This window comes from Marinobacter sp. LA51 (genome assembly GCF_030297175.1).
In the GTDB taxonomy this organism is placed as follows: domain Bacteria; phylum Pseudomonadota; class Gammaproteobacteria; order Pseudomonadales; family Oleiphilaceae; genus Marinobacter; species Marinobacter apostichopi.
This window is the reverse complement of record NZ_AP028070.1, coordinates 2150104-2169945: the sequence shown is the minus strand read 5'-3', so window position 1 is coordinate 2169945 and position 19842 is coordinate 2150104. Positions and strand designations below refer to the sequence as shown.

The window sequence follows — 19842 nt, the reverse complement described above, 5'->3', positions numbered from 1 at the left end:
CGGGGCAGACCGTCGCGGTCTGCCCTGGTGCCTTCTGAGACTATCGGACTCAGAGCCCTTTGCGCGGAGACGCATTGATCAGGAAAGGCAGGGCTTCCTCGATCGGAAGATCCTGCTTTTCGGCGTCCCTGCGGCCCTTGTATTCCAGGGTCCCCGCGGCCAGGCCGCGATCGGAAACCACGAACCGGTGCGGAATACCGATCAGCTCCATGTCAGCAAACTTCACGCCCGGGCGCTCGTTCCGGTCATCCAGCAAGACGTCATAGCCTGCCTGGCGCAGCTGTTCGTACAGCTTGTCGCCTGCTTCGGCGACTGTCTCAGACTTATGGGCGTTCAGGGTAACGATGGCAACCTGGAACGGGGCAATGGCGTCTGGCCATATGATGCCTTTGTCATCGTGATTCTGCTCGATCGAGGCCGCAACGATACGGGACACGCCGATGCCGTAGCAGCCCATATCGAGTACCGCGCTCTTGCCATTTTCGTCCAGCACCGTGGCATTCATGGCGCTGCTGTATTTGTTGCCAAGCTTGAAGATGTGACCTACTTCGATGCCCCGACGGATTTCCAGGTGGCCTTTGCCATCTGGGCTCGGATCGCCTTCAACCACGTCGCGAAGGTCCTCAACACGATCCAGCGGTACGTCCCGCTCCCAGTTCACGCCGGTCAGATGGAAATCATCCTTATTGGCGCCACAAACAAAGTCGGCAAGGTGGGCGGCGCTTCGGTCCGCGATCACCGGCACTGAAAGGTTCACGGGGCCGATAGAGCCAGGCTTGCAGCCGATAGCCGCTTCGATTTCCTCATCGGTTGCCATGGTCAGCGGTTCTGCGATGCCCGCCAGGTTCTCCGCCTTGATCTCGTTCAGGGTGTGGTCGCCGCGCAGAATCAGGGCGACAAGACCGCTGTTGCCGTCTTCATCCGGCTCGGATTTGACCAGCAGGGTTTTGACCGTGCGAGTGGCGTCGACGTTCAGGAATTCAGCGATGGCACCGATGGTGCGTTGTCCCGGGGTCGAGACTTCCTTCAGGTCTTCGCTTGGCGCGGCGCGCTCTCCGGCCGGGGCTACTGCTTCTGCCTTTTCAATGTTGGCAGCGTAGTTGCTGTCGGAGCTGAACACGATGGCGTCCTCGCCAGAGGAGGCCAGCACGTGGAATTCGTGCGAGGCGCTGCCACCGATGGCGCCGGAATCGGCCTGAACCGGGCGATAGTCGAGGCCCAGGCGATCGAAGATTGCGCAATAAGCCTGATGCATTTCCTGGTAGGTCTCATCCAGTGACTCGGCATTCAGGTGGAAGGAATAGGCGTCCTTCATGACGAACTCGCGAGCGCGCATCACGCCGAAACGTGGCCGACGTTCGTCCCGGAACTTGGTCTGAATCTGGTAAAAGTTTGCCGGCAGTTCCTTGTAGCTTTTCAGATCATTGCGAATCAGGTCGGTGATGACTTCTTCGTGAGTCGGACCGAAGCAGAAATCGCGCCCATGCCGATCCTGCATTCGCAGCAGCTCACCGCCGTATTGGGTCCAGCGGCCGGACTCCTGCCAAAGCTCTGACGGCTGCACGGCGGGCATCAGGACTTCCTGGCCACCGCTCTTGTCCATTTCCTCACGAACAATCCGTTCTACTTTGCGCAAGGTTCGCAGGCCCATCGGCAGCCAGGTATACAGGCCGGCTGCAAGCTTTCGGATCATGCCGGCGCGGAGCATGAGCTGATGACTGATGATCTCGGCGTCTGCCGGGGTCTCTTTCTGGGTTGCAATCAGGTAACGGCTTGCTCGCATCGTGTCTTCCGTTTGGTTCCAATCAGGGGTTATCAGGGGCTCGAGACCACGCTTGGCCATCGTTTGCCCGAGAAGGAGTTGTAGAGTGTTAAGTGCCGGTTATTGTACGGAGCCTCTGCCTTAAGGTACAGGTGGTCACCGATGAAACCGATGATGTTGTTTCATGGTTTTTGGTGGATTCAGTGTGGCTCGCTTCCGGGTCAGGACAGGTAGCCCAGGGGCAGGGCAGTGGAGTCGAGCACCCGCCTTAGCACGAAGCTGGAATGCACGCCGCTGACTCCCTGAATGCGGGTAATCCGGTTGAGCAGGAAATGGTGGTAATGGTCCATGTCCGGCACCACCACCTTGAGCATGTAATCCGCATCCTGGCCCGTGATCAGGTAGCACTCCTGCACTTCCGGATACGCCGATACCTTCTCCTCAAAGGCGGAGAACCGTTCCGGCGTGTGCCGGTCCATGCCAATCAGGATGATGGCGGTGAGCGACAGTCCCAGTTTCTTGTGATCCAGGATAGTGACGGTCCGGACGATGACCCCGGCCTCTTCCAGTGCCCGCACCCGGCGCAGGCAGGGGGAGGGGGACAGGCCCACTTTGTCGGCCAGTTCCTGATTGGTCAGGGCGCCGTTGTTTTGTACCTGCTCAAGGATTTTTCGGTCGGTTTTATCGATTTTAACAAGCGTTGCGTTGTTTTCTGGCATGGTGTTGCTCAATTTTTAGAGTTAATAGCTGAATATAGCTAAAAATAGCTATATAGAGCGTAATTAGCAATCTCGTGCCCGAAGATCAGCGTTACACTGTCGGGCACTGCATGATGTTTCACCGGCAACCGCAAGGATTGATTGAGATGGCTTTTGATTATCGTAAATACGCTGCGTTCAAGCCCGTCAGGAAGACCGATCGGCGTTGGCCTGACCAAGTTATCGAGAAGGCACCCACCTGGTGTGCTGTCGATCTTCGGGACGGTAATCAGGCGCTGGTTAAGCCGATGACCGTTGCGCAAAAGCAGAGGTTGTTTGATCTGCTGGTGAAGCTGGGCTTCAAAGAGATTGAAATCGGTTTCCCGTCAGCCAGTCAGCCGGATTTCGATTTTTGCCGGAAACTGATTGATGAAGGCCGGATTCCCGACGACGTCAAGATTCAGGTGCTGACCCAGGCTCGTCCTGAGTTGATTGAGCGCACCTACGCAGCTCTCAAAGGCGCCAAACAGGCGATTGTCCATGTCTACAACTCCACCTCCACGGTGCAGCGGGAGCAGGTGTTCGGGTTGGACCGGACCGGCATTCGCGAGATCGCGGTCAAGGGTGCGATCCACGTGCGAGATTTGGCAGCCAGGGCGCCGGAAACTGAGTGGACCTTCCAGTATTCGCCAGAAAGCTTCACGGGCACCGAACTGGATTTTGCGGCCGAAGTGGTGGACGCCGTGACCGAGGTCTGGCGCCCGGACCAGGGTCAGCCGGTCATTATCAACCTGCCGGCGACCGTGGAAATGGCAACGCCGAACGTGTTTGCCGACCAGATCGAGTGGATTTGCGATAACATCCAGCGCCGCGAGCATCTGAGCATCAGCGTTCACACCCATAACGACCGGGGCTGCGGGGTGGCTGCCGCCGAACTGGCGGTGATGGCCGGTGCTGACCGGGTTGAAGGTACCTTGATGGGTAACGGTGAGCGGACCGGCAATATGGATCTGGTCACCATGGCCATGAATCTCTATTCCCAGGGCGTTGACCCGACACTGGATCTGTCCGGGATGGCCGAAATCACCGAGGTGGTTGAAGCCTGTACCGAAATTTCCACCCATCCCCGTCATCCCTACGCCGGCGAATTGGTGTTTACCGCGTTCTCGGGCAGTCATCAGGATGCTATTCGCAAATGCCTGGCCCGCCGCACCGAAGGCGAGACCTGGAATGTGGCCTACCTGCCCATTGATCCGTTTGATGTTGGTCGTCGATATGAGGAAGTCGTGCGAATCAACAGTCAGTCGGGCAAGGGTGGCGTGGCCTATGTGCTTGAGCGGGACTACAACATCAGCTTGCCGCGCTGGCTGCAGATTGAGTTCAGCAAGACCGTTCAACGGGAGGCGGAAACCAACGGGGGTGAAATCGATTCGCTGACTATCCACCGCTTATTTGAAGAGCGCTATCTCAAGGTACACAAAGACTGGGAGCTGCGCGGCTATGACCTGCACCGCGATGCCAATGGCGTCCGTGCCGATGTGACCGTGGGTGCTGAAGCGCAACCAGTAACTCTTCAAGGCCGCGGGCTGGGCGCGGTTGAAGCCGTCTCAGACGCCCTGGGACAACGTTTCGGGATCGCCATTGCCGTTGAGGCCTATGACGAATTTGCCTTGGGCGAGGGCACTAATGCCAATGCCCTGGCCTGTATCCGTCTGATGGTCAACGAGACCCATTGCAGCGCTGCAGCCCTGGCGGAGGATACGACCTCGGCAACTTTGCAGGCGCTGTTCTCGGCCGTTGCCCAGGTGGTCGGATCGTCCGGGGAGGCGCGCCAGTCGGACCGGCAGGCAGCTGAGGTCTGAGCGAAACGACCGGGACAGAACGTATTAAGCCGGCACAGGGTGCCGGCTTAATGATTTCCCTTTGCCCGTGAGGGGCAGAGGGCGGAAGCAGTAACCTTAGACCGGGGTTACGTTTTCCGCCTGAGGACCTTTCGGGCCCTGAGTAACGGTAAACTGCACCTGCTGGCCTTCGGTCAGGGTGCGGAAACCGCTTGCGTTGATTGCACTGTAGTGAACAAACACGTCACTGCCACCATCCTGAGCGATAAAGCCAAAGCCTTTGGACTCGTTGAACCACTTAACGTGGCCAGTTTTTGTATCGGACATTGATCTTTCCTGTCTTTCTGTAATTTGCCCTCACGGGACCTTCATATTCCGTTTGGAATCAACGCTGAGAAATCCAGAGAGTACTGAGGAAAGAGCAACGAAGAGCACGTGGGCAGGACGTTATAGCGCATTCACCAAATACCGCTGTATTTTCACAGCAATTTCAGTATAGACCGAGTTTGGGGGGCGTCAACGCTTTTTTTAAACCCGTTTTTAGGGTCTTTACTGGTTAAAAAACAGGTGGTTGGCCAGTGCGGGCATAGGGACACTCCGGGCCTTTGGGTAAGGCCCGGAGTTCTTTTCCTGGCTCAGGGTCAGCGTCGGAACTGCGTGCTGATCTCATCCAGTATAGCGGGGTCATCAATGGTGCTTGGCACCGTGTACTCTTCGCCGTCGGCAATCTGTCGGATGACCCGGCGCAGTATCTTGCCAGACCGGGTCTTGGGCAGCCGCTCAACCACCATGGCCCGGCGGAAGCAGGCTATAGCACCAATTTTGTCCCGAACCATCTCGATCAGCTCGTCTTCAAGCTCGTCGTGCTCAATGGTTGCACCGTCTTTGATCAGTACCAGCCCCACCGGTACCTGGCCTCTCATGTCGTCATGGGCACCAACGACGCAGCATTCGGCAATAGCAGGATGCGAGGCAACCACCTCTTCCATTTCGCCCGTGGACAGCCGGTGACCTGCAACGTTGATGACATCATCGGTGCGGCCCATGACAAAGACATAGCCATCTTCGTCAACAAAGCCTCCGTCGCCGGAGCTGTAAAAGCCGGGGATAGGGGCCAGGTAGCTCTTGTGGAACCGTTCGTCGTCACCCCAGACGGTCAGCAGGCAGCCTGGTGGTAGGGGGAGTTTGACCGCTATCTGGCCCTGTTCGCCTGCGGGCATTTGCTGGCCTTTCGGGTCGACAACCTGCACATCGAAGCCTGGTGAGGGTACGGTGGCCGAGCCCGGTTTGGTGAGCATCATTTCGATGCCCACCGGATTGCAGCAGATTGCCCAGCCGGTTTCGGTTTGCCACCAGTGATCAAGAATGGGCAGGTTGGTGTGTTCACGGAGCCAGTCATAGGTCGGCGGGTCCAGCCGTTCGCCCGCCAGGAAGATGCGCTTCAATGAGCTGATATCGTACTGGCCGAGCTGGTCGGCCTCAGGGTCTTCCTTGCGCACGGCACGGAACGCGGTCGGTGCTGTGAACAGCAGGTTCACCTGATGCTCTTGAACCACCCGCCAGAACGCACCGGCATCCGGGGTTTTTACCGGTTTGCCTTCGTAGAGAATGGTGGTGCAGCCTGCGAATAGGGGGCCGTAGACAATGTAGCTGTGGCCCACCACCCAGCCTACATCCGAAGCAGCCCAGTAAACGTCGCCGGGATTGGCATCGTAAACCAGCTTCATGCTGTAGTTCAGGGCGACAGCGTGGCCGCCATTGTCCCTGACCACGCCCTTCGGCTTACCGGTAGTGCCTGAGGTGTAAAGGATGTACAGCGGATCGGTGGATTTCACCGGCACCGGCTGCTCTGGCTGGGCCTTGGCCATGAGCTTATTCCAGTCCCAGTCACGCCCGGACTGTAACTGCGCTTTTGCCTCAGGGCGCTGGTACACGATGCAATGCTCGGGCTTGTGAGCCGCCTGCTCAATAGCCTTGTCGACCAGGGGCTTGTACTCGATCACCCGATTGATTTCGATGCCGCAGGAGGCGGTGACCACCGCCTTGGGTAACGCATCGTCAATCCGCACGGCTAGCTCATGGGCGGCAAAACCACCAAAAACAACACAATGAACCGCGCCGATGCGGGCGCACCCCAGCATGGCGATCACCGCCTCGGGAATCATCGGCATGTAGATGATCACCCGGTCGCCTTTTTCGATGCCCTGGTTCTTGAGCGCGCCGGCAAACCTGGCCACGGAGTCGGTCAGTTCGTTGTACGAGAAAGTTTGCTGGGTATTGGTAACCGGGGAATCGTAGATCAGTGCGGTCTGGTCGCCACGTCCGGCACGGATGTTGGCGTCCAGGGCGACATCGGAACTGTTCAGGATGCCGTCCGGAAACCACTGGCCCTGGCCGCTATCGGTGGGTGTCCAGATGGTCCCGGGGGGCTGAATCCATTCAATCTGTTCCGCCTGCTCGCGCCAGAAGTCTTCCCGCCGGTGAATCGACCGGCGAAATTCTGAGTGGTAGTCCATGCGTTCCACCTCACTGGGCCTATTGTTGTTTTATTGACTGACGTAACAACTCTAGGCCGTTTGAAATCATGGACTAGTAGACCATTGGCTTAGTCGTGATCTGCGCTGGTTATTCGGCTGGCAACTCAACGCCGGTGACGTCCGCGGCGATCTCGCCCCGAGCTGTTCGGGCGTTGATCCGGTCGCCGGGGGCAAGGCCTGAGGCGTCGCGCACAATGTTGCCGTCGGCATCGCGAACGATGGCGTAACCGCGCCCCAGGGTGGCCAGGGGGCTAACCAAGTTGAGTGTTTGGGCGACGTGCTCAAATTGATCCTGGCGCTGCTTCAGTTGCATCTGGATAGTTGAATTCAATTTTTCCGAAACGCGCGCCAAGGCATTCTGGCTATCTGCGAGCCGGCGCCCCGGTGACTGCGTCATCAGCCGTTGCCCCAGGTTTTCACTGTGCACGGTCAGCCCCCCGAGACGTTGACTGATGGCCTGCATCAGGCGCAGATCCAGATCATCCATCCGCTGAGCCTTTTCGAGTAGGTCGCGCCGCGGGTCCCTGAGTCGCGCGCCCAGATGCTCCAGTTCGGTGCCGAATCGCTTCAGCGCGCGCCGGGCGGCATTCGCCAGCCGGAGTTCGCGTTCGTTGAGTTGGCGCAGCCAGTCCCGCTGATCCGGAGAGATCTTTTCGGCCGCCGCAGAGGGGGTTGGTGCGCGCAGATCAGCAACGAAATCGGCGATGGTGACATCCACCTCGTGGCCGACCGCACTGACCGTGGGGATCGGGCAGTTGGCAATGGCGCGTGCCACCACCTCTTCGTTGAAGCACCAGAGGTCTTCGAGGGAACCGCCGCCCCGACCAATGATCAGAACATCGGCCACGCCGTGGCTCTGCGCTCGCTCAATGGCCTGAACGATGTCGCCGGTTGCGGCCTTGCCCTGAACCGCAGTCGGGTAGAGCGTAACCGGAATGGCGGGGCAGCGGCGGGCCAGTACCGTCAGGATATCGTGGATGGCGGCGCCGGTCGGCGAGGTGACAACGCCGATGTGCCTGGGTGTGGGTGGAAGCGGTTTCTTTCTGGCGGCGTCAAACAGACCCTCGCCCTGCAATTTGCGCTTCAGTTCTTCATAGGCCTGCTGAAGTTCACCCAGTCCCGCCGGTTCCAGATGCTCGACAATGATCTGAAAATCACCGCGGTTCTCGTACAGGGTGACCTTGCCGCGAATTCGGATCTGGTCGCCTTCCTTTGGTATTTCGCGAATGCGCTGGTTAAAACCCCGGAACATTGCGCAGCGAACCTGGCATTTGCGATCTTTCAGGGAAAAGTACCAGTGGCCCGAAGAGGGTCGGGACAGGCCCGAGATCTCACCCTCCACCCACACCTGCATAAAGCTGGATTCCAGAAGGTGTCGGGCCTGGTGGTTCAGTTCGCTGACACTGAGGGCTCGCGGCCTGGTGTCCTGAAAAGTTGGGGGTGTCCGGGGTGAGCGGTAGTCATCCATACGCAATAGCCGAAAATCAGAAGGATAAAAAATGACAGAATTCAAGAGGATGCAATCGTACCTTAAAAAAGGTGCGGTTTACTGTCTTGATACGCCCCTTTATAATGGATCGATTAAGGATTTTGCTTTGCTGTGCCGCCGCGAGTACAGCAGGTAATCTCCCAACTTAGCACGTTCAAAAGGCGGATCCCAATGCTGCGAATTGCCGAAGAAGCCCTCACATTTGATGATGTTTTGCTGGTCCCCGGATATTCCGAAGTTCTACCTCACGAAGTCAGCCTGCAAACGCAGTTGACCAAGGGGATTACCCTCAATATCCCGCTGCTGTCGTCTGCTATGGACACAGTGACTGATGCCGAGCTGGCTATTGCCATGGCTCAGGAAGGCGGTATTGGCATCATGCACAAGAATATGACGGTTGAACAGCAGGCAGCTGCAGTCCGCAAGGTGAAGAAGTTTGAGAGCGGCGTGGTTAAGGATCCGATCACCGTTGCCCCGGATACCACTGTGCGGGAATTGGTGGATATTACAACGGCAAATAGCATTTCCGGTTTGCCAGTGGTTGATGGCAACGATCTGATTGGAATTGTGACCGGTCGCGACATTCGTTTCGAAAGCCGTATGGATACTCCGGTTCGGGACATCATGACGCCCAAGGATAAGCTGGTAACGGTGAAAGAGGGTGCCAGCCTGGATGACGTTAAAGAGCTGCTTCACCGTCATCGCATCGAGAAGGTGTTGGTTGTTAATGACAACTTTGAACTGCGCGGCCTGATTACCGTCAAGGATATCCAGAAGGCGAAGGACTATCCGCTGGCATGCAAGGACGATCAAGGTCGTCTGCGTGCCGGGGCAGCGGTGAGCACCGGCGGTGATACCGAAGCCCGTATTTCGGCCCTTGCCGAGGCCGGCGTGGACGTCATTGTTATCGATACCGCACATGGTCACTCGCGGGGTGTTCTTGAGCGGGTTCGCTGGGCCAAACAGAATTTCCCGGAAGTGCAGATAATTGGCGGCAATATTGCCACTTCCGAGGCCGCGATTGCCTTGGCGGACGCAGGTGCGGATGCGGTCAAGGTGGGTATCGGCCCCGGCTCCATTTGTACAACCAGAATCGTGGCTGGTATTGGTGTGCCCCAGATCTCAGCCGTTTCCAATGTGGCGGCAGCGCTGAAAGACAGAGGTGTTCCGCTGATCGCTGACGGTGGCATCCGGTTCTCAGGTGATATTGCCAAAGCCATCGCAGCCGGCGCCCACAGCGTAATGATCGGCAGCCTGCTTGCCGGCACCGACGAAGCGCCGGGCGAGGTCGAGTTGTTCCAGGGCCGTAGTTATAAGGCCTATCGCGGCATGGGTTCCATCGGTGCTATGGGGCAGGGCTCCAGTGACCGGTACTTCCAGGACGCCAGCAAGGGTATTGAGAAGCTGGTTCCGGAAGGCATCGAAGGCCGTGTGGCCTGCAAAGGCCCGATGCGCAATATCGTGCATCAGCTTGTCGGCGGCCTGCGCGCCTCCATGGGTTACACCGGCAGTGCCACCATGGAAGAGATGCGCACCAAACCGGAGTTTGTACGCATCACCAACGCCGGCATGCGGGAGAGTCACGTGCACGATGTGACCATCACCAAAGAAGCGCCCAACTACCGTATCGGTTGATCATTGCCTTATCCAGACGCGGCTCACCCCTGAGCCGCGTTGCTTTTTCTGACCCGAGGACTTCATGGCCCAGAATATTCACGACCACCGCATCCTGATTCTCGATTTCGGTTCCCAGTACACCCAGTTGATTGCGCGTCGCGTGCGGGAGATTGGCGTTTACTGCGAAATCAAAGCGTTTGATATTACCGATGAAGAGCTGGATGACTTCAATCCCAAGGGCATCATCCTGGCTGGCGGTCCGGAATCGGTGACCCAATTGGGTGGGCCGCGTGCGCCTGAGGGTCTGTTTGAGCGGGGCATTCCGGTTTTGGGTATCTGCTATGGCATGCAGACCATGGCAGAGCAGCTTGGCGGCCGGGTAGCCAGCTCCGAGAAGCGGGAATTTGGCTACGCCCAAGTGAAAGTTCGGGCCGCCGGCCCGTTGTTGCAGGACATTACCGACCATCTGACCGGTACCGGCGACTCCCTGCTGGATGTCTGGATGAGTCACGGTGACAAAGTTGTGGCGATGCCGGAAGGCTTCGAGCTGCTGGCCTCCACCGAAAGTGCGCCGATTGCCGCGATGCAGGATCTGGAGCGAAACCTCTACGGTGTGCAGTTCCACCCGGAAGTCACCCACACCCTGCAGGGTAAGCGCATTCTGGAGCATTTTGTTCACAACATTTCTGGTTGTGAAGCGCTTTGGACACCGGCGAAGATCGTTGACGACGCAGTGCGTCAGATTCGCGAACAGGTCGGAAACGATAAAGTTCTGCTGGGCCTGTCTGGTGGTGTTGACTCCTCGGTGACTGCGGCGCTGCTGCATAAGGCCATTGGCACGCAGCTGACCTGCGTGTTCGTGGATAACGGCCTGTTGCGCCTGCACGAAGGCGACCAGGTCATGGATATGTTCGCCAGCAACATGGGCGTGAAAGTGATTCGGGTGGATGCCGAAGATCTGTTCCTGTCCAAGCTTAAGGGTGTCGATGACCCTGAGCAGAAGCGCAAGGTCATTGGCAACACCTTCATCGACGTGTTCGATGAGGAAGCGACCACCATCAAGGACGTGAACTGGCTGGCCCAGGGCACCATTTATCCCGACGTAATCGAGTCTGCAGCGTCCAAAACGGGCAAGGCCCATGTTATCAAGTCGCACCACAACGTTGGTGGTCTGCCTGAAACCATGAAGCTGAAGCTGGTTGAGCCCCTGCGCGAGTTGTTCAAGGACGAGGTTCGTCGCATCGGCCTGGAGCTTGGCCTGCCGTACGATATGGTCTACCGGCACCCGTTCCCGGGACCAGGTCTCGGTGTTCGCATCCTGGGTGAAGTGAAAAAGGAATACGCCGATATTCTGCGCCGGGCCGACGCCATCTTCCTGGAAGAATTGCACCGGGCAGACCTGTACCACAAGACCAGTCAGGCGTTTGCCGTGTTCCTGCCGGTCAAGTCGGTCGGGGTTGTCGGTGATGCCCGTCGCTACGAGTACGTCGTGGCCTTGCGTGCAGTGGAAACCATCGATTTCATGACCGCGCGTTGGGCTCACCTGCCGTATGATTTGCTGGAGACCGTCTCTAACCGCATTATCAACGAAATCTCTGGTGTTTCCCGGGTGACTTACGACGTCTCGTCCAAGCCACCTGCCACCATTGAATGGGAATAAGCGGGCAGAAATGCCTGTGCCTGCCGGAACCGAGATGACCGATGAGGCCTGGATGGCGCGGGCGCTTGAGCTCGCTGCCCAGGCAGCATCGGTTGGTGAGGTGCCTGTAGGTGCCATCGTTGTGCTTGACGGCCGGGAGGTCGGGGCTGGATTCAACGCCCCGATCACCGGCTGTGACCCCACCGCCCACGCCGAGATCCGAGCCCTGCGCGATGCCGCGGCCCGGGTTGGCAACTATCGTTTGTCCGGAGCTACTCTTTACGTAACACTTGAGCCTTGTACGATGTGCGTTGGCGCTATCGTACACAGTCGTGTTAGCCGTCTGGTCTATGGCGCTACCGAGCCCAAGGCTGGTGCGGTGGAGTCGGCGAGAAGAACGTTGGAAGAGCCGCATCTGAATTGGAGTGTGGAGGCGGTAGCGGGGGTTCTGCAGCAACAATGCAGCGGGATTATCAGCGAATTTTTCAGCGCCCGGCGCGAGGAACGGCGGCAGGGTCGGAAACAATCTTCAGGGAAAGGTGTATAGCAGCATGAAGGTATTGGTTACCGGCGGAGCCGGATATATTGGCAGTCATGTGGTGCGTCAGTTGGCGCAGGCAGGCCACGATATTGTGGTGTTCGATAATCTGTCGACCGGATATCGCTGGGCGGTTACGGCCGGTGAGTTGGTGGTTGGGGGCCTGGCTGACGAAGCCGCCATCGACGATGTGTTTGCCAAGCATGAGTTTGATGCAGTGCTACACTTTGCCGCGAACATTGTGGTCCCGGAATCGGTTGCCAATCCTCTCAAGTATTACAGCAATAACACCCGTAACACCCTGAATCTGCTCAAGGCGGTGGAGCGGTACGAAGTGCCCTACATGGTGTTCTCGTCCACCGCGGCCGTGTATGGCATGCCTGAGCAGACCGTCCTGACGGAAGATCTGCCGCTGGCGCCGATCAATCCCTACGGCGCCTCGAAGATGATGAGTGAGCGGATGATCATGGATCTGGCCGCGGCTTCCAATCTCAACTATGTGATTCTTCGCTATTTCAACGTGGCGGGCGCCAATCCTGACGGTAAGTTAGGGCAGGCGACCCCTGAGGCCACGCACCTGATCAAGGTGGCCTGCGAATGCGTTACAGGTCAGCGCGATGGCATGAGCGTATTCGGAACCGATTACGACACCCGCGACGGTACCTGCGTCCGCGATTACATCCATGTCGAAGATCTCGCCAAGGCCCACGTGATGGCGCTGGACTATATGGCGCAGGGTGGCGAATCCAGCGTTCTTAACTGCGGATACGGCCGCGGATTCACCGTTAATGAGGTGATCGATGTGGTCAAAGCGCAGTCTGGCGTTGATTTTCCAGTTGAACAGGTTGGTCGCCGTGCGGGTGACCCAGCTGCCTTGATGGCCGATAACACCCGTATCAAAGCGACGCTGGGCTGGACTCCAGATTTTGACAATCTCGATACCATCGTCAGCACTGCGCTGGCGTGGGAAGCGATCTGGCAGGAAAAAAAGAGCTCTACAGTGTGAGGGCAGAATTTGTCCGTCTCTCACCACGCCTCTCACCATGGCAGGATTGATTGAATGAATATTACGATTTTCGGAACCGGTTACGTTGGATTGGTCACAGGCGCGTGCCTGGCGGACGTCGGCCACAATGTGCTCTGCATGGACGTCGACAAGGCCAAGATTGAAAAGCTGGAAAACGGCCAGATCCCTATTTTTGAGCCGGGTCTTGAGTCCATCGTCAAGCATACGGTTGCCGCCGGGCGACTGTCGTTTACGACCAATGCTGAAGCAGCGGTCAAGCACGGTGTACTCCAGTTCATTGCCGTTGGTACGCCCCCCGACGAGGACGGTTCTGCCGACCTTCAGTACGTGACAGCGGTGGCTCGATCCATCGGCCAGTATATGGACGATTACAAGGTAGTGGTGGACAAGTCCACGGTGCCAGTCGGGACAGCCGACAAGGTGCGTGCCGCGGTTCGGTCCGAACTCGATCGCCGCAATCTTGAGCTTGGTTTCGATGTGGTCTCGAACCCTGAGTTCCTGAAGGAAGGGGCCGCCATCAACGACTTCATGAAACCGGATCGAATTGTGATTGGTACCGACAGCGACAAGGCTGCCGAGATGCTGCGTGAGGTTTATTACCCGTTCAACCGCTCCCATGACCGCATGATCTTCATGGACGTGCGTTCTGCGGAACTGACCAAGTACGCGGCCAACGCCATGCTTGCCACCAAGATAAGCTTCATGAATGAAGTGGCGAACCTGGCGGAGCGATTGGGTGCCGATATTGAAGCTGTGCGTCAGGGAATCGGGTCCGATCCGCGCATTGGCTATCACTTTATCTACCCCGGTTGCGGCTACGGCGGGTCCTGCTTTCCGAAGGACGTTCAGGCGCTGGCGCGCACGGCTCGAGACTGCGATTACGAGTCTCGTCTGCTGAATGCCGTGGAGGCAGTGAATTACGCCCAGAAGCACGTTCTGTTCGACAAGGTTTCCCATTATTTCCAGGGTGATCTGAAGGGCAAGGTGGTCGCGGTATGGGGGCTGGCATTCAAGCCGAATACCGATGACATGCGCGAGGCCTCTTCACGAACCCTGATGGAAAACCTCTGGAAAGCCGGGGCGGTCGTGCAGGCATTCGATCCCGAGGCCATGGAAGAAACGCAGCGGATCTACGGCGACCACGATGGGTTAACCCTGTGTGGCACCAAAGAGCAGGCTCTTAAGGGAGCGGATGTCCTGGTTATCTGCACCGAGTGGAAGGAGTTCCGTTCGCCGGATTTCGAGGCCATTGCGGCGACGCTTAGAGAGCCAGCGGTATTTGATGGCCGTAACCTTTATGAACCTGAGATGCTCCATCGTTATGGCCTGATCTACTACGCCATCGGACGGGGCCAAAACCAGTTCAGTGCGGTGTAATGATGGCGGATGATACGGACTTTCAGCTCCATCAACGCCTGGCGTCCGATACCATCAGTCTCGGGCGCAGCCAGCTGTGTGAAATCCGGCTGATGAACGACAGCACCTGGCCCTGGTTGTTGCTGGTGCCAGTGGTGGCCGGCATTCGGGAGATCTATGAGCTCTCGGACCAGCAGCAGACGCGGCTAGTGTACGAGTCCTCGGAGCTGAGCCGGGGCATGATGGAGTTGTTCGCCGGTGACAAAATGAACGTTGCGGCGCTGGGTAACATGGTGCCCCAGCTTCACCTGCATCACATTGTCCGGTTTGTAGACGATCCGGCCTGGCCGGGACCGGTTTGGGGAGTCCAGCCTCCGGTGCCCTATAGCCAAGAGGCCCTGGCGGTAGTTCGGGAAAAGCTGGAGCCGGTTCTGGCGGGACTTCGGTAGCGGTAACAAGGTCGGCATAAAAAAAGCCCGCCAACGCGGGCGGGCTTAAGGCTACCTGGAAAGGTAACGACTCAACAATGGAAGGTGTATCGTCTTCCATTACCAATCACGGAGCCCCTTTTAAAAAGGTTCCAATGAATTTAATTTTTTTGTGACCTCGCTCGTTGGGCAATGCTTTGCGAGCCCAGCAAAATCATCCGCAGTTCAGTCTTCAGCTTTAATTTCAGCTCTTCCCGTTCCTTGGCATTGGCGTCCAGCGCCTCTGCGCCCTGATTGAAAACCAGTGTAACCATGGCCTCGGCAACCAGGCGGGCGTCCGCCAGTGGTTTGCCCTGTTCGTCGGCAAAGCGGCGCAGGTCGTCGGCAAGTTCGGTGACAAAGTGGTCGATCTCGGCCTTGATGGCGGTGCGGAAGGGTTTGGATACCCCGGTGCGCTCGCGCAGCATCAGCCGGAACAGGTTGGCGTTGTTGCCGAGGTATTCCATGAACGTCTCGACTGACGTGGATATAGCGCTGCCGTCGCGGGCAATGCGCTTGCGGGCCTGGCGCATCAATTGCCGTAACGCCACGCCACCCTCGTCGACCAGGGCAAGGCCGAGTTCGTCCAGTTCAGAGAAGTGCCGGTAGAAGGAAGTGGGCGCTATGCCAGCTTCACGGGCCACCTCGCGCAGGCTTAGGCTGCCGAAGCCCCGGTCGGCACTCAGTTGTGCCAGGGCTGCGTCCATCAGGGCGCGACGGGTACGAAGTTTCTGCTCGGCTCTGGACGACAAGGTGGGGCTCCATCTACTGCGTGAACCGTGCATTCTAGCGGTCTGTCGGCGGTGAGTCATCCGCCTGCCGAGAACGCCGCGAATGACGCCTGATTTTCAGCGACATTGTGTTTATAATGGGCGGCTTTTCCAGTATGGTCCCGACGATATTTTTGCGGGCCGAATTTAAGCAGCAAGGTAAGCCACGCCCGCTTACTTGCCAGACATTACGCACACATCAGAAATAACGGGAACCGGTATGCGCAGTCATTATTGCGGTGGGATCAACGAATCCCACATCGATCAGGAAGTCACACTCTGCGGATGGGTACATCGCCGCCGTGACCATGGGGGTGTCATCTTCCTCGATCTGCGGGATCGGGACGGCATGTCCCAGGTTGTGGTCGATCCAGACACGCCCGAGGGTTTCGCGCTGGCGGAAAAGGTGCGCAGCGAGTTTGTTATCAAGGTGACCGGCCGGGTTCGTCGTCGTCCTGCAGGTACCGAGAATAACAGCATGCCGACTGGCCAGGTTGAGCTGCTGGGTAAAGAACTGAGCATCCTCAACGCTGCCGCCACGCCGCCGTTCCCGCTGGATGAGCATGTTGATGTGGGTGAGGATGTGCGCCTGCGCTACCGCTTTGTCGACCTGCGTCGTCCGGAAATGATCAATCGACTGCGTTTCCGCTCGCGGGTAACCAGCTACATCCGGAACTACCTCGACGGTAACGGCTTCATGGATGTGGAGACGCCGATCCTGACCCGTGCCACCCCGGAAGGCGCTCGTGACTACCTGGTGCCAAGCCGTACCCACGAGGGTTCTTTCTTTGCGTTGCCGCAGTCGCCCCAGCTGTTCAAGCAGCTGCTGATGGTGTCCGGCGTTGATCGCTACTACCAGATTGCCAAGTGCTTCCGTGACGAAGACCTGCGGGCAGACCGTCAGCCGGAGTTCACCCAGGTGGACATCGAAGCCTCGTTCATCGACGAAGAAATCTTGATGGGCCTGAACGAAGACATGATTCGTTCGCTGTTCAAGGACGTGCTGGACGTCGAATTGCCAAGTTTCCCGCGCATGCCGCACGCCGAAGCCATGCAGCGCTATGGCAGTGACAAGCCGGACCTGCGTATCCCGCTGGAACTGATTGATGTTGCGGACCTGGTTGAGAGCGTCGACTTCAAGGTGTTTGCCGGTCCGGCCAAGGATCCGAAAGGCCGTGTTGCAGCCCTGCGCGTGCCCAAGGGCGGCGACCTGAGCCGTAAGCAGATCGACGAGTACACCAAGTTCGTTGGTATCTACGGTGCCAAGGGCCTGGCCTACATTAAGGTCAACGACCTGTCCAAGGGCGTTGAAGGTCTGCAATCGCCGATCATCAAATTCCTGGGTGACGACGTCGCACTGGCAATGATGGAGCGTGTAGGTGCAGAAGATGGCGATATCGTGTTCTTCGGTGCCGACAAGACCACAGTGGTCAACGAGGCCCTGGGCGCACTGCGTATCAAGGTTGGTCACGATCTCGAATTGCTGACCAGCGATTGGGCGCCGCTGTGGGTTGTAGATTTCCCGATGTTCGAGGAAACTCCGGACGGCAGCCTGACTGCCATCCACCACCCGTTCACTGCGCCGTCTTGCAGTGTGGAAGAGCTGGCCGCGAATCCTGCCACTGCGCTTTCCCGGGCCTATGACATGGTTCTGAACGGTACCGAGCTTGGTGGCGGTTCCATCCGTATCCACAACGAGCAGATGCAGGAAGCGGTGTTCCGCATTCTGGGCATTGGCGAAGAAGAAGCTCGTGCGAAATTCGGCTTCCTGCTGGACGCGCTAAAGTATGGTTGCCCACCGCACGGTGGTCTGGCGTTTGGTCTGGATCGGCTGATCATGCTGATGACGGGGTCGTCATCGATTCGCGACGTGATCGCTTTCCCGAAAACCCAGAGCGCGACCTGCCTGATGACCCAGGCACCCGGTGAGGTGGACGATAAGCAGCTGAAAGAGCTGCACATTCGTCGCCGAAAGTCTGCCAAGGCCGCCGAAGGCACTGAGCAGGCAAAGAGCGAGTAAATCCGAAGACCGGGCGCGCGGATCATTGCGCGCCCAGACGATGGATGGAGTGGTTTTATGGCTGGTCACAGTAAATGGGCCAACATCAAACACCGCAAAGCAGCCCAGGATGCCAAGCGTGGCAAGATCTTCACCAAGATCATCCGAGAGCTGAGTGTTGCCGCCCGCCAGGGCGGTGGCAACTCCGATGATAACCCGCGACTGAGGGCAGTCATCGACAAGGCGCTTACCGCCAATATGAAAAAAGACACCATTGAGCGTGCCGTAGAGCGGGGAGCTGGTGGTGGCGATGACAGCAACTACGAAGAGCTCACCTATGAGGGCTATGGTCCCGGTGGTGTCGCGGTGTTCGTAGAGGCGATGACCGATAACAAGAACCGTACCGTTGCCGAAATCAGGCACGCCTTCAACAAGATGGGCGGTAATCTTGGTACCGACGGTTCGGTTGCCTATTTGTTCAGTAAACAGGGCATAATCAGCTACGGCCCTGATGTAGCGGAGGACTCTCTTCTGGAGGCGGCCCTCGAAGCCGGGGCGGAAGACCTGGAGGCCCAGGAGGACGGCTCGTTTGAAATCGTCACTCTGCCCGAGGAGTTTCTGGATGTTAAGGACGCCCTGGTGGCCTCGGGCTTCAAGCCTGACAACGCTGAAGTGACCATGGTTCCGGCCACTCGTGTTGAACTGGACCGGGACGGAGCCGAAACCATACTGAAACTGATCGATATGCTGGAAGATCTGGACGACGTCCAGAACGTCTACTACAACGCCGATATCTCCGGCGACATCATGGATTCGCTGTAACGCAACGGGAGTATCGATTTGGCGATCATTCTGGGCGTGGATCCGGGATCCAGAATTACCGGTTTTGGTCTGATCCGGGTGGAAGGTCGCAGCATCGAGTACATCGACAGCGGCTGTATCCGGGTGGGCGAAAAGCCCATGGCCCAGCGTCTGCAAACCATTTTCCACAGTCTGGCCACACTCATCGGTGAGTATCGACCCGAGGAATTCGCCATCGAGCAGGTGTTCATGGCAAGGAATCCGGACTCTGCGCTGAAGCTGGGGCAGGCCCGTGGCGCGGCCATTGTCAGTGCGGCGAATAGCGGCCTGCCTGTCCATGAATACTCTGCCCGCCAGGTCAAGCAGGCGGTTGTGGGCAAGGGTAGTGCCGATAAGTCCCAGGTGCAGCACATGGTTCAGGCCCTACTGGCGCTCTCGCGCAAACCCCAGGAAGATGCGGCGGACGCCCTTGCCATTGCCCTGTGCCATGCCCACATGAGCCAGAGTATACTGCGCGTCGCCGGTGCCGGCGGCAAGGCCCGAAGTGGCCGAATGCGGCAACAATAAACTGCTCCCAGGAGCGACAGGAGAGAGCCCTTGATTGGTCGTATCCGAGGAACATTGATAGAAAAAGCGCCAGGCCAGGTGCTGGTGGAAAGTGCCGGCCTGGGCTATGAAGTCGACATCCCCTACACCTCGTTTTTTCACCTCCCCGAAACCGGACAGGAAGTCATTCTGCATACCCACTTTGCCGTCCGGGAGGATGCTCAGCACCTGTATGGGTTCGCTTCGCGCCTGGATCGAGATGTATTTCGTCTGCTGATCAAAGTAAATGGTGTGGGGCCAAAGCTCGCGGTTGCCATTTTGTCGGGTCTGGACGCGGAGCAGTTTATTCGCTGTGTTGAGAGTCGGGATGTTAATGCGCTGGTCAAGTTGCCGGGTGTTGGCAAGAAGACTGCGGAACGCCTGCTTATTGAAATGGCGGATAGGATAGGGCAACTTGAGGGGCAGTTCGTGCCAACGTCGCCAGAAGCGACAGGCGCTGGTGAGCCTCATGCGGCTATGCAGGCGAGAGGTCCGGCCCCGAAGGACGAGGCCGAGGCCGCATTGATTGCCCTGGGCTACAAACCCCAGGAGGCCGCCAAAGCGATTTCCAAGGTCGCTGAAGAGGGAATGACCAGCGAGGCGCTGATCAGGCTTGCCCTGCGCAATATGATTCCGGCCTGATGACGATGCCGTAATATGTCGCCCATGTAGAGCCAAACCTGTAGAGAGCGTAACGTGACACCCCGCAAGCTGTT

At 58.0% G+C, this 19842-nt stretch carries 17 protein-coding genes; 11 read left to right on the top strand and 6 right to left on the bottom strand.

From position 1 onward, the window contains the following. Positions 1 to 49: 49 nt before the first annotated feature. Both QUE89_RS09960 and QUE89_RS09955 read right to left on the bottom strand, forming a co-directional pair. A complete protein-coding gene (locus tag QUE89_RS09960; protein WP_286219953.1) occupies positions 50 to 1783 on the bottom strand; it encodes a proline--tRNA ligase in 1734 nt (577 codons plus the stop codon). A gap of 200 nt (positions 1784 to 1983) precedes the next feature. Next, positions 1984 to 2481 (bottom strand): Lrp/AsnC family transcriptional regulator, encoded by a 498-nt coding sequence (locus QUE89_RS09955; protein WP_286219952.1) that lies wholly within the window; start codon positions 2479 to 2481, stop codon positions 1984 to 1986. Between the two features lie 146 nt (positions 2482 to 2627). Between QUE89_RS09955 and leuA the strand changes: the two genes are divergently transcribed. Further along, positions 2628 to 4322 carry a 2-isopropylmalate synthase gene (gene leuA, locus QUE89_RS09950; RefSeq protein ID WP_286219951.1) on the top strand — a complete coding sequence of 565 codons (1695 nt, stop codon included), beginning with the start codon at positions 2628 to 2630 and terminating at the stop codon, positions 4320 to 4322. A 96-nt stretch (positions 4323 to 4418) separates the two neighbouring features. On the opposite strand, the gene QUE89_RS09945 is transcribed toward leuA, so the two are convergent. From QUE89_RS09945 to xseA, 3 genes are all read right to left on the bottom strand, one after another. Next, complete coding sequence (locus tag QUE89_RS09945) at positions 4419 to 4628, bottom strand: cold-shock protein (protein ID WP_008169155.1); 210 nt, start codon at positions 4626 to 4628, stop codon at positions 4419 to 4421. Positions 4629 to 4942: 314 nt separating this feature from the next. Further along, the gene (locus QUE89_RS09940) at positions 4943 to 6817 is read right to left on the bottom strand and encodes a propionyl-CoA synthetase (protein WP_286219947.1); all 1875 of its coding nucleotides are present in this window, start codon (positions 6815 to 6817) and stop codon (positions 4943 to 4945) included. Positions 6818 to 6926: 109 nt separating this feature from the next. After that, the gene (xseA, locus tag QUE89_RS09935) at positions 6927 to 8306 is read right to left on the bottom strand and encodes an exodeoxyribonuclease VII large subunit (protein WP_286219946.1); all 1380 of its coding nucleotides are present in this window, start codon (positions 8304 to 8306) and stop codon (positions 6927 to 6929) included. A 192-nt stretch (positions 8307 to 8498) separates the two neighbouring features. On the opposite strand from xseA, the gene guaB reads away from it, so the two are divergent. The 6 genes from guaB to QUE89_RS09905 all read left to right on the top strand — a co-directional run bounded on the left by guaB (position 8499) and on the right by QUE89_RS09905 (position 14953). Beyond that, on the top strand, positions 8499 to 9962 hold the full coding sequence (guaB, locus tag QUE89_RS09930; RefSeq protein WP_286219945.1) for an IMP dehydrogenase: 1464 nt from the start codon (positions 8499 to 8501) through the stop codon (positions 9960 to 9962). Positions 9963 to 10026: 64 nt separating this feature from the next. Next, on the top strand, positions 10027 to 11604 hold the full coding sequence (guaA, locus tag QUE89_RS09925; RefSeq protein ID WP_286219944.1) for a glutamine-hydrolyzing GMP synthase: 1578 nt from the start codon (positions 10027 to 10029) through the stop codon (positions 11602 to 11604). 34 nt (positions 11605 to 11638) lie between these two features. Continuing rightward, positions 11639 to 12130, top strand: coding sequence for a tRNA adenosine(34) deaminase TadA (gene tadA, locus QUE89_RS09920; protein WP_286219943.1), 492 nt, complete (start codon positions 11639 to 11641; stop codon positions 12128 to 12130). A gap of 4 nt (positions 12131 to 12134) precedes the next feature. Next, positions 12135 to 13127, top strand: coding sequence for a UDP-glucose 4-epimerase GalE (gene galE / locus QUE89_RS09915; protein ID WP_286219942.1), 993 nt, complete (start codon positions 12135 to 12137; stop codon positions 13125 to 13127). A gap of 54 nt (positions 13128 to 13181) precedes the next feature. Next, positions 13182 to 14525, top strand: coding sequence for a UDP-glucose dehydrogenase family protein (locus tag QUE89_RS09910; protein ID WP_286219941.1), 1344 nt, complete (start codon positions 13182 to 13184; stop codon positions 14523 to 14525). Positions 14526 to 14527: 2 nt separating this feature from the next. After that, positions 14528 to 14953 carry an HIT domain-containing protein gene (locus tag QUE89_RS09905; protein ID WP_353506781.1) on the top strand — a complete coding sequence of 142 codons (426 nt, stop codon included), beginning with the start codon at positions 14528 to 14530 and terminating at the stop codon, positions 14951 to 14953. Between the two features lie 140 nt (positions 14954 to 15093). Here QUE89_RS09905 and fabR read toward each other — a convergent pair whose 3' ends face one another. Then, positions 15094 to 15723 carry an HTH-type transcriptional repressor FabR gene (gene fabR / locus QUE89_RS09900; RefSeq protein WP_353506780.1) on the bottom strand — a complete coding sequence of 210 codons (630 nt, stop codon included), beginning with the start codon at positions 15721 to 15723 and terminating at the stop codon, positions 15094 to 15096. 238 nt (positions 15724 to 15961) lie between these two features. Here fabR and aspS point away from each other — a divergent pair, with 238 nt between their 5' ends. From aspS to ruvA, 4 genes are read left to right on the top strand one after another with little or no spacing between them, the layout of a single operon-like run. Beyond that, positions 15962 to 17761 carry an aspartate--tRNA ligase gene (gene aspS, locus QUE89_RS09895; protein WP_286219939.1) on the top strand — a complete coding sequence of 600 codons (1800 nt, stop codon included), beginning with the start codon at positions 15962 to 15964 and terminating at the stop codon, positions 17759 to 17761. Positions 17762 to 17818: 57 nt separating this feature from the next. Continuing rightward, entirely contained in the window at positions 17819 to 18562 is a 744-nt protein-coding gene (locus QUE89_RS09890; RefSeq protein WP_286219938.1) for a YebC/PmpR family DNA-binding transcriptional regulator, read from the top strand. 18 nt (positions 18563 to 18580) lie between these two features. Continuing rightward, complete coding sequence (ruvC, locus tag QUE89_RS09885; protein ID WP_286219937.1) at positions 18581 to 19108, top strand: crossover junction endodeoxyribonuclease RuvC; 528 nt, start codon at positions 18581 to 18583, stop codon at positions 19106 to 19108. Positions 19109 to 19138: 30 nt separating this feature from the next. Continuing rightward, positions 19139 to 19768 (top strand): Holliday junction branch migration protein RuvA, encoded by a 630-nt coding sequence (gene ruvA / locus QUE89_RS09880; RefSeq protein WP_286219936.1) that lies wholly within the window; start codon positions 19139 to 19141, stop codon positions 19766 to 19768. Positions 19769 to 19842 lie beyond the last annotated feature (74 nt).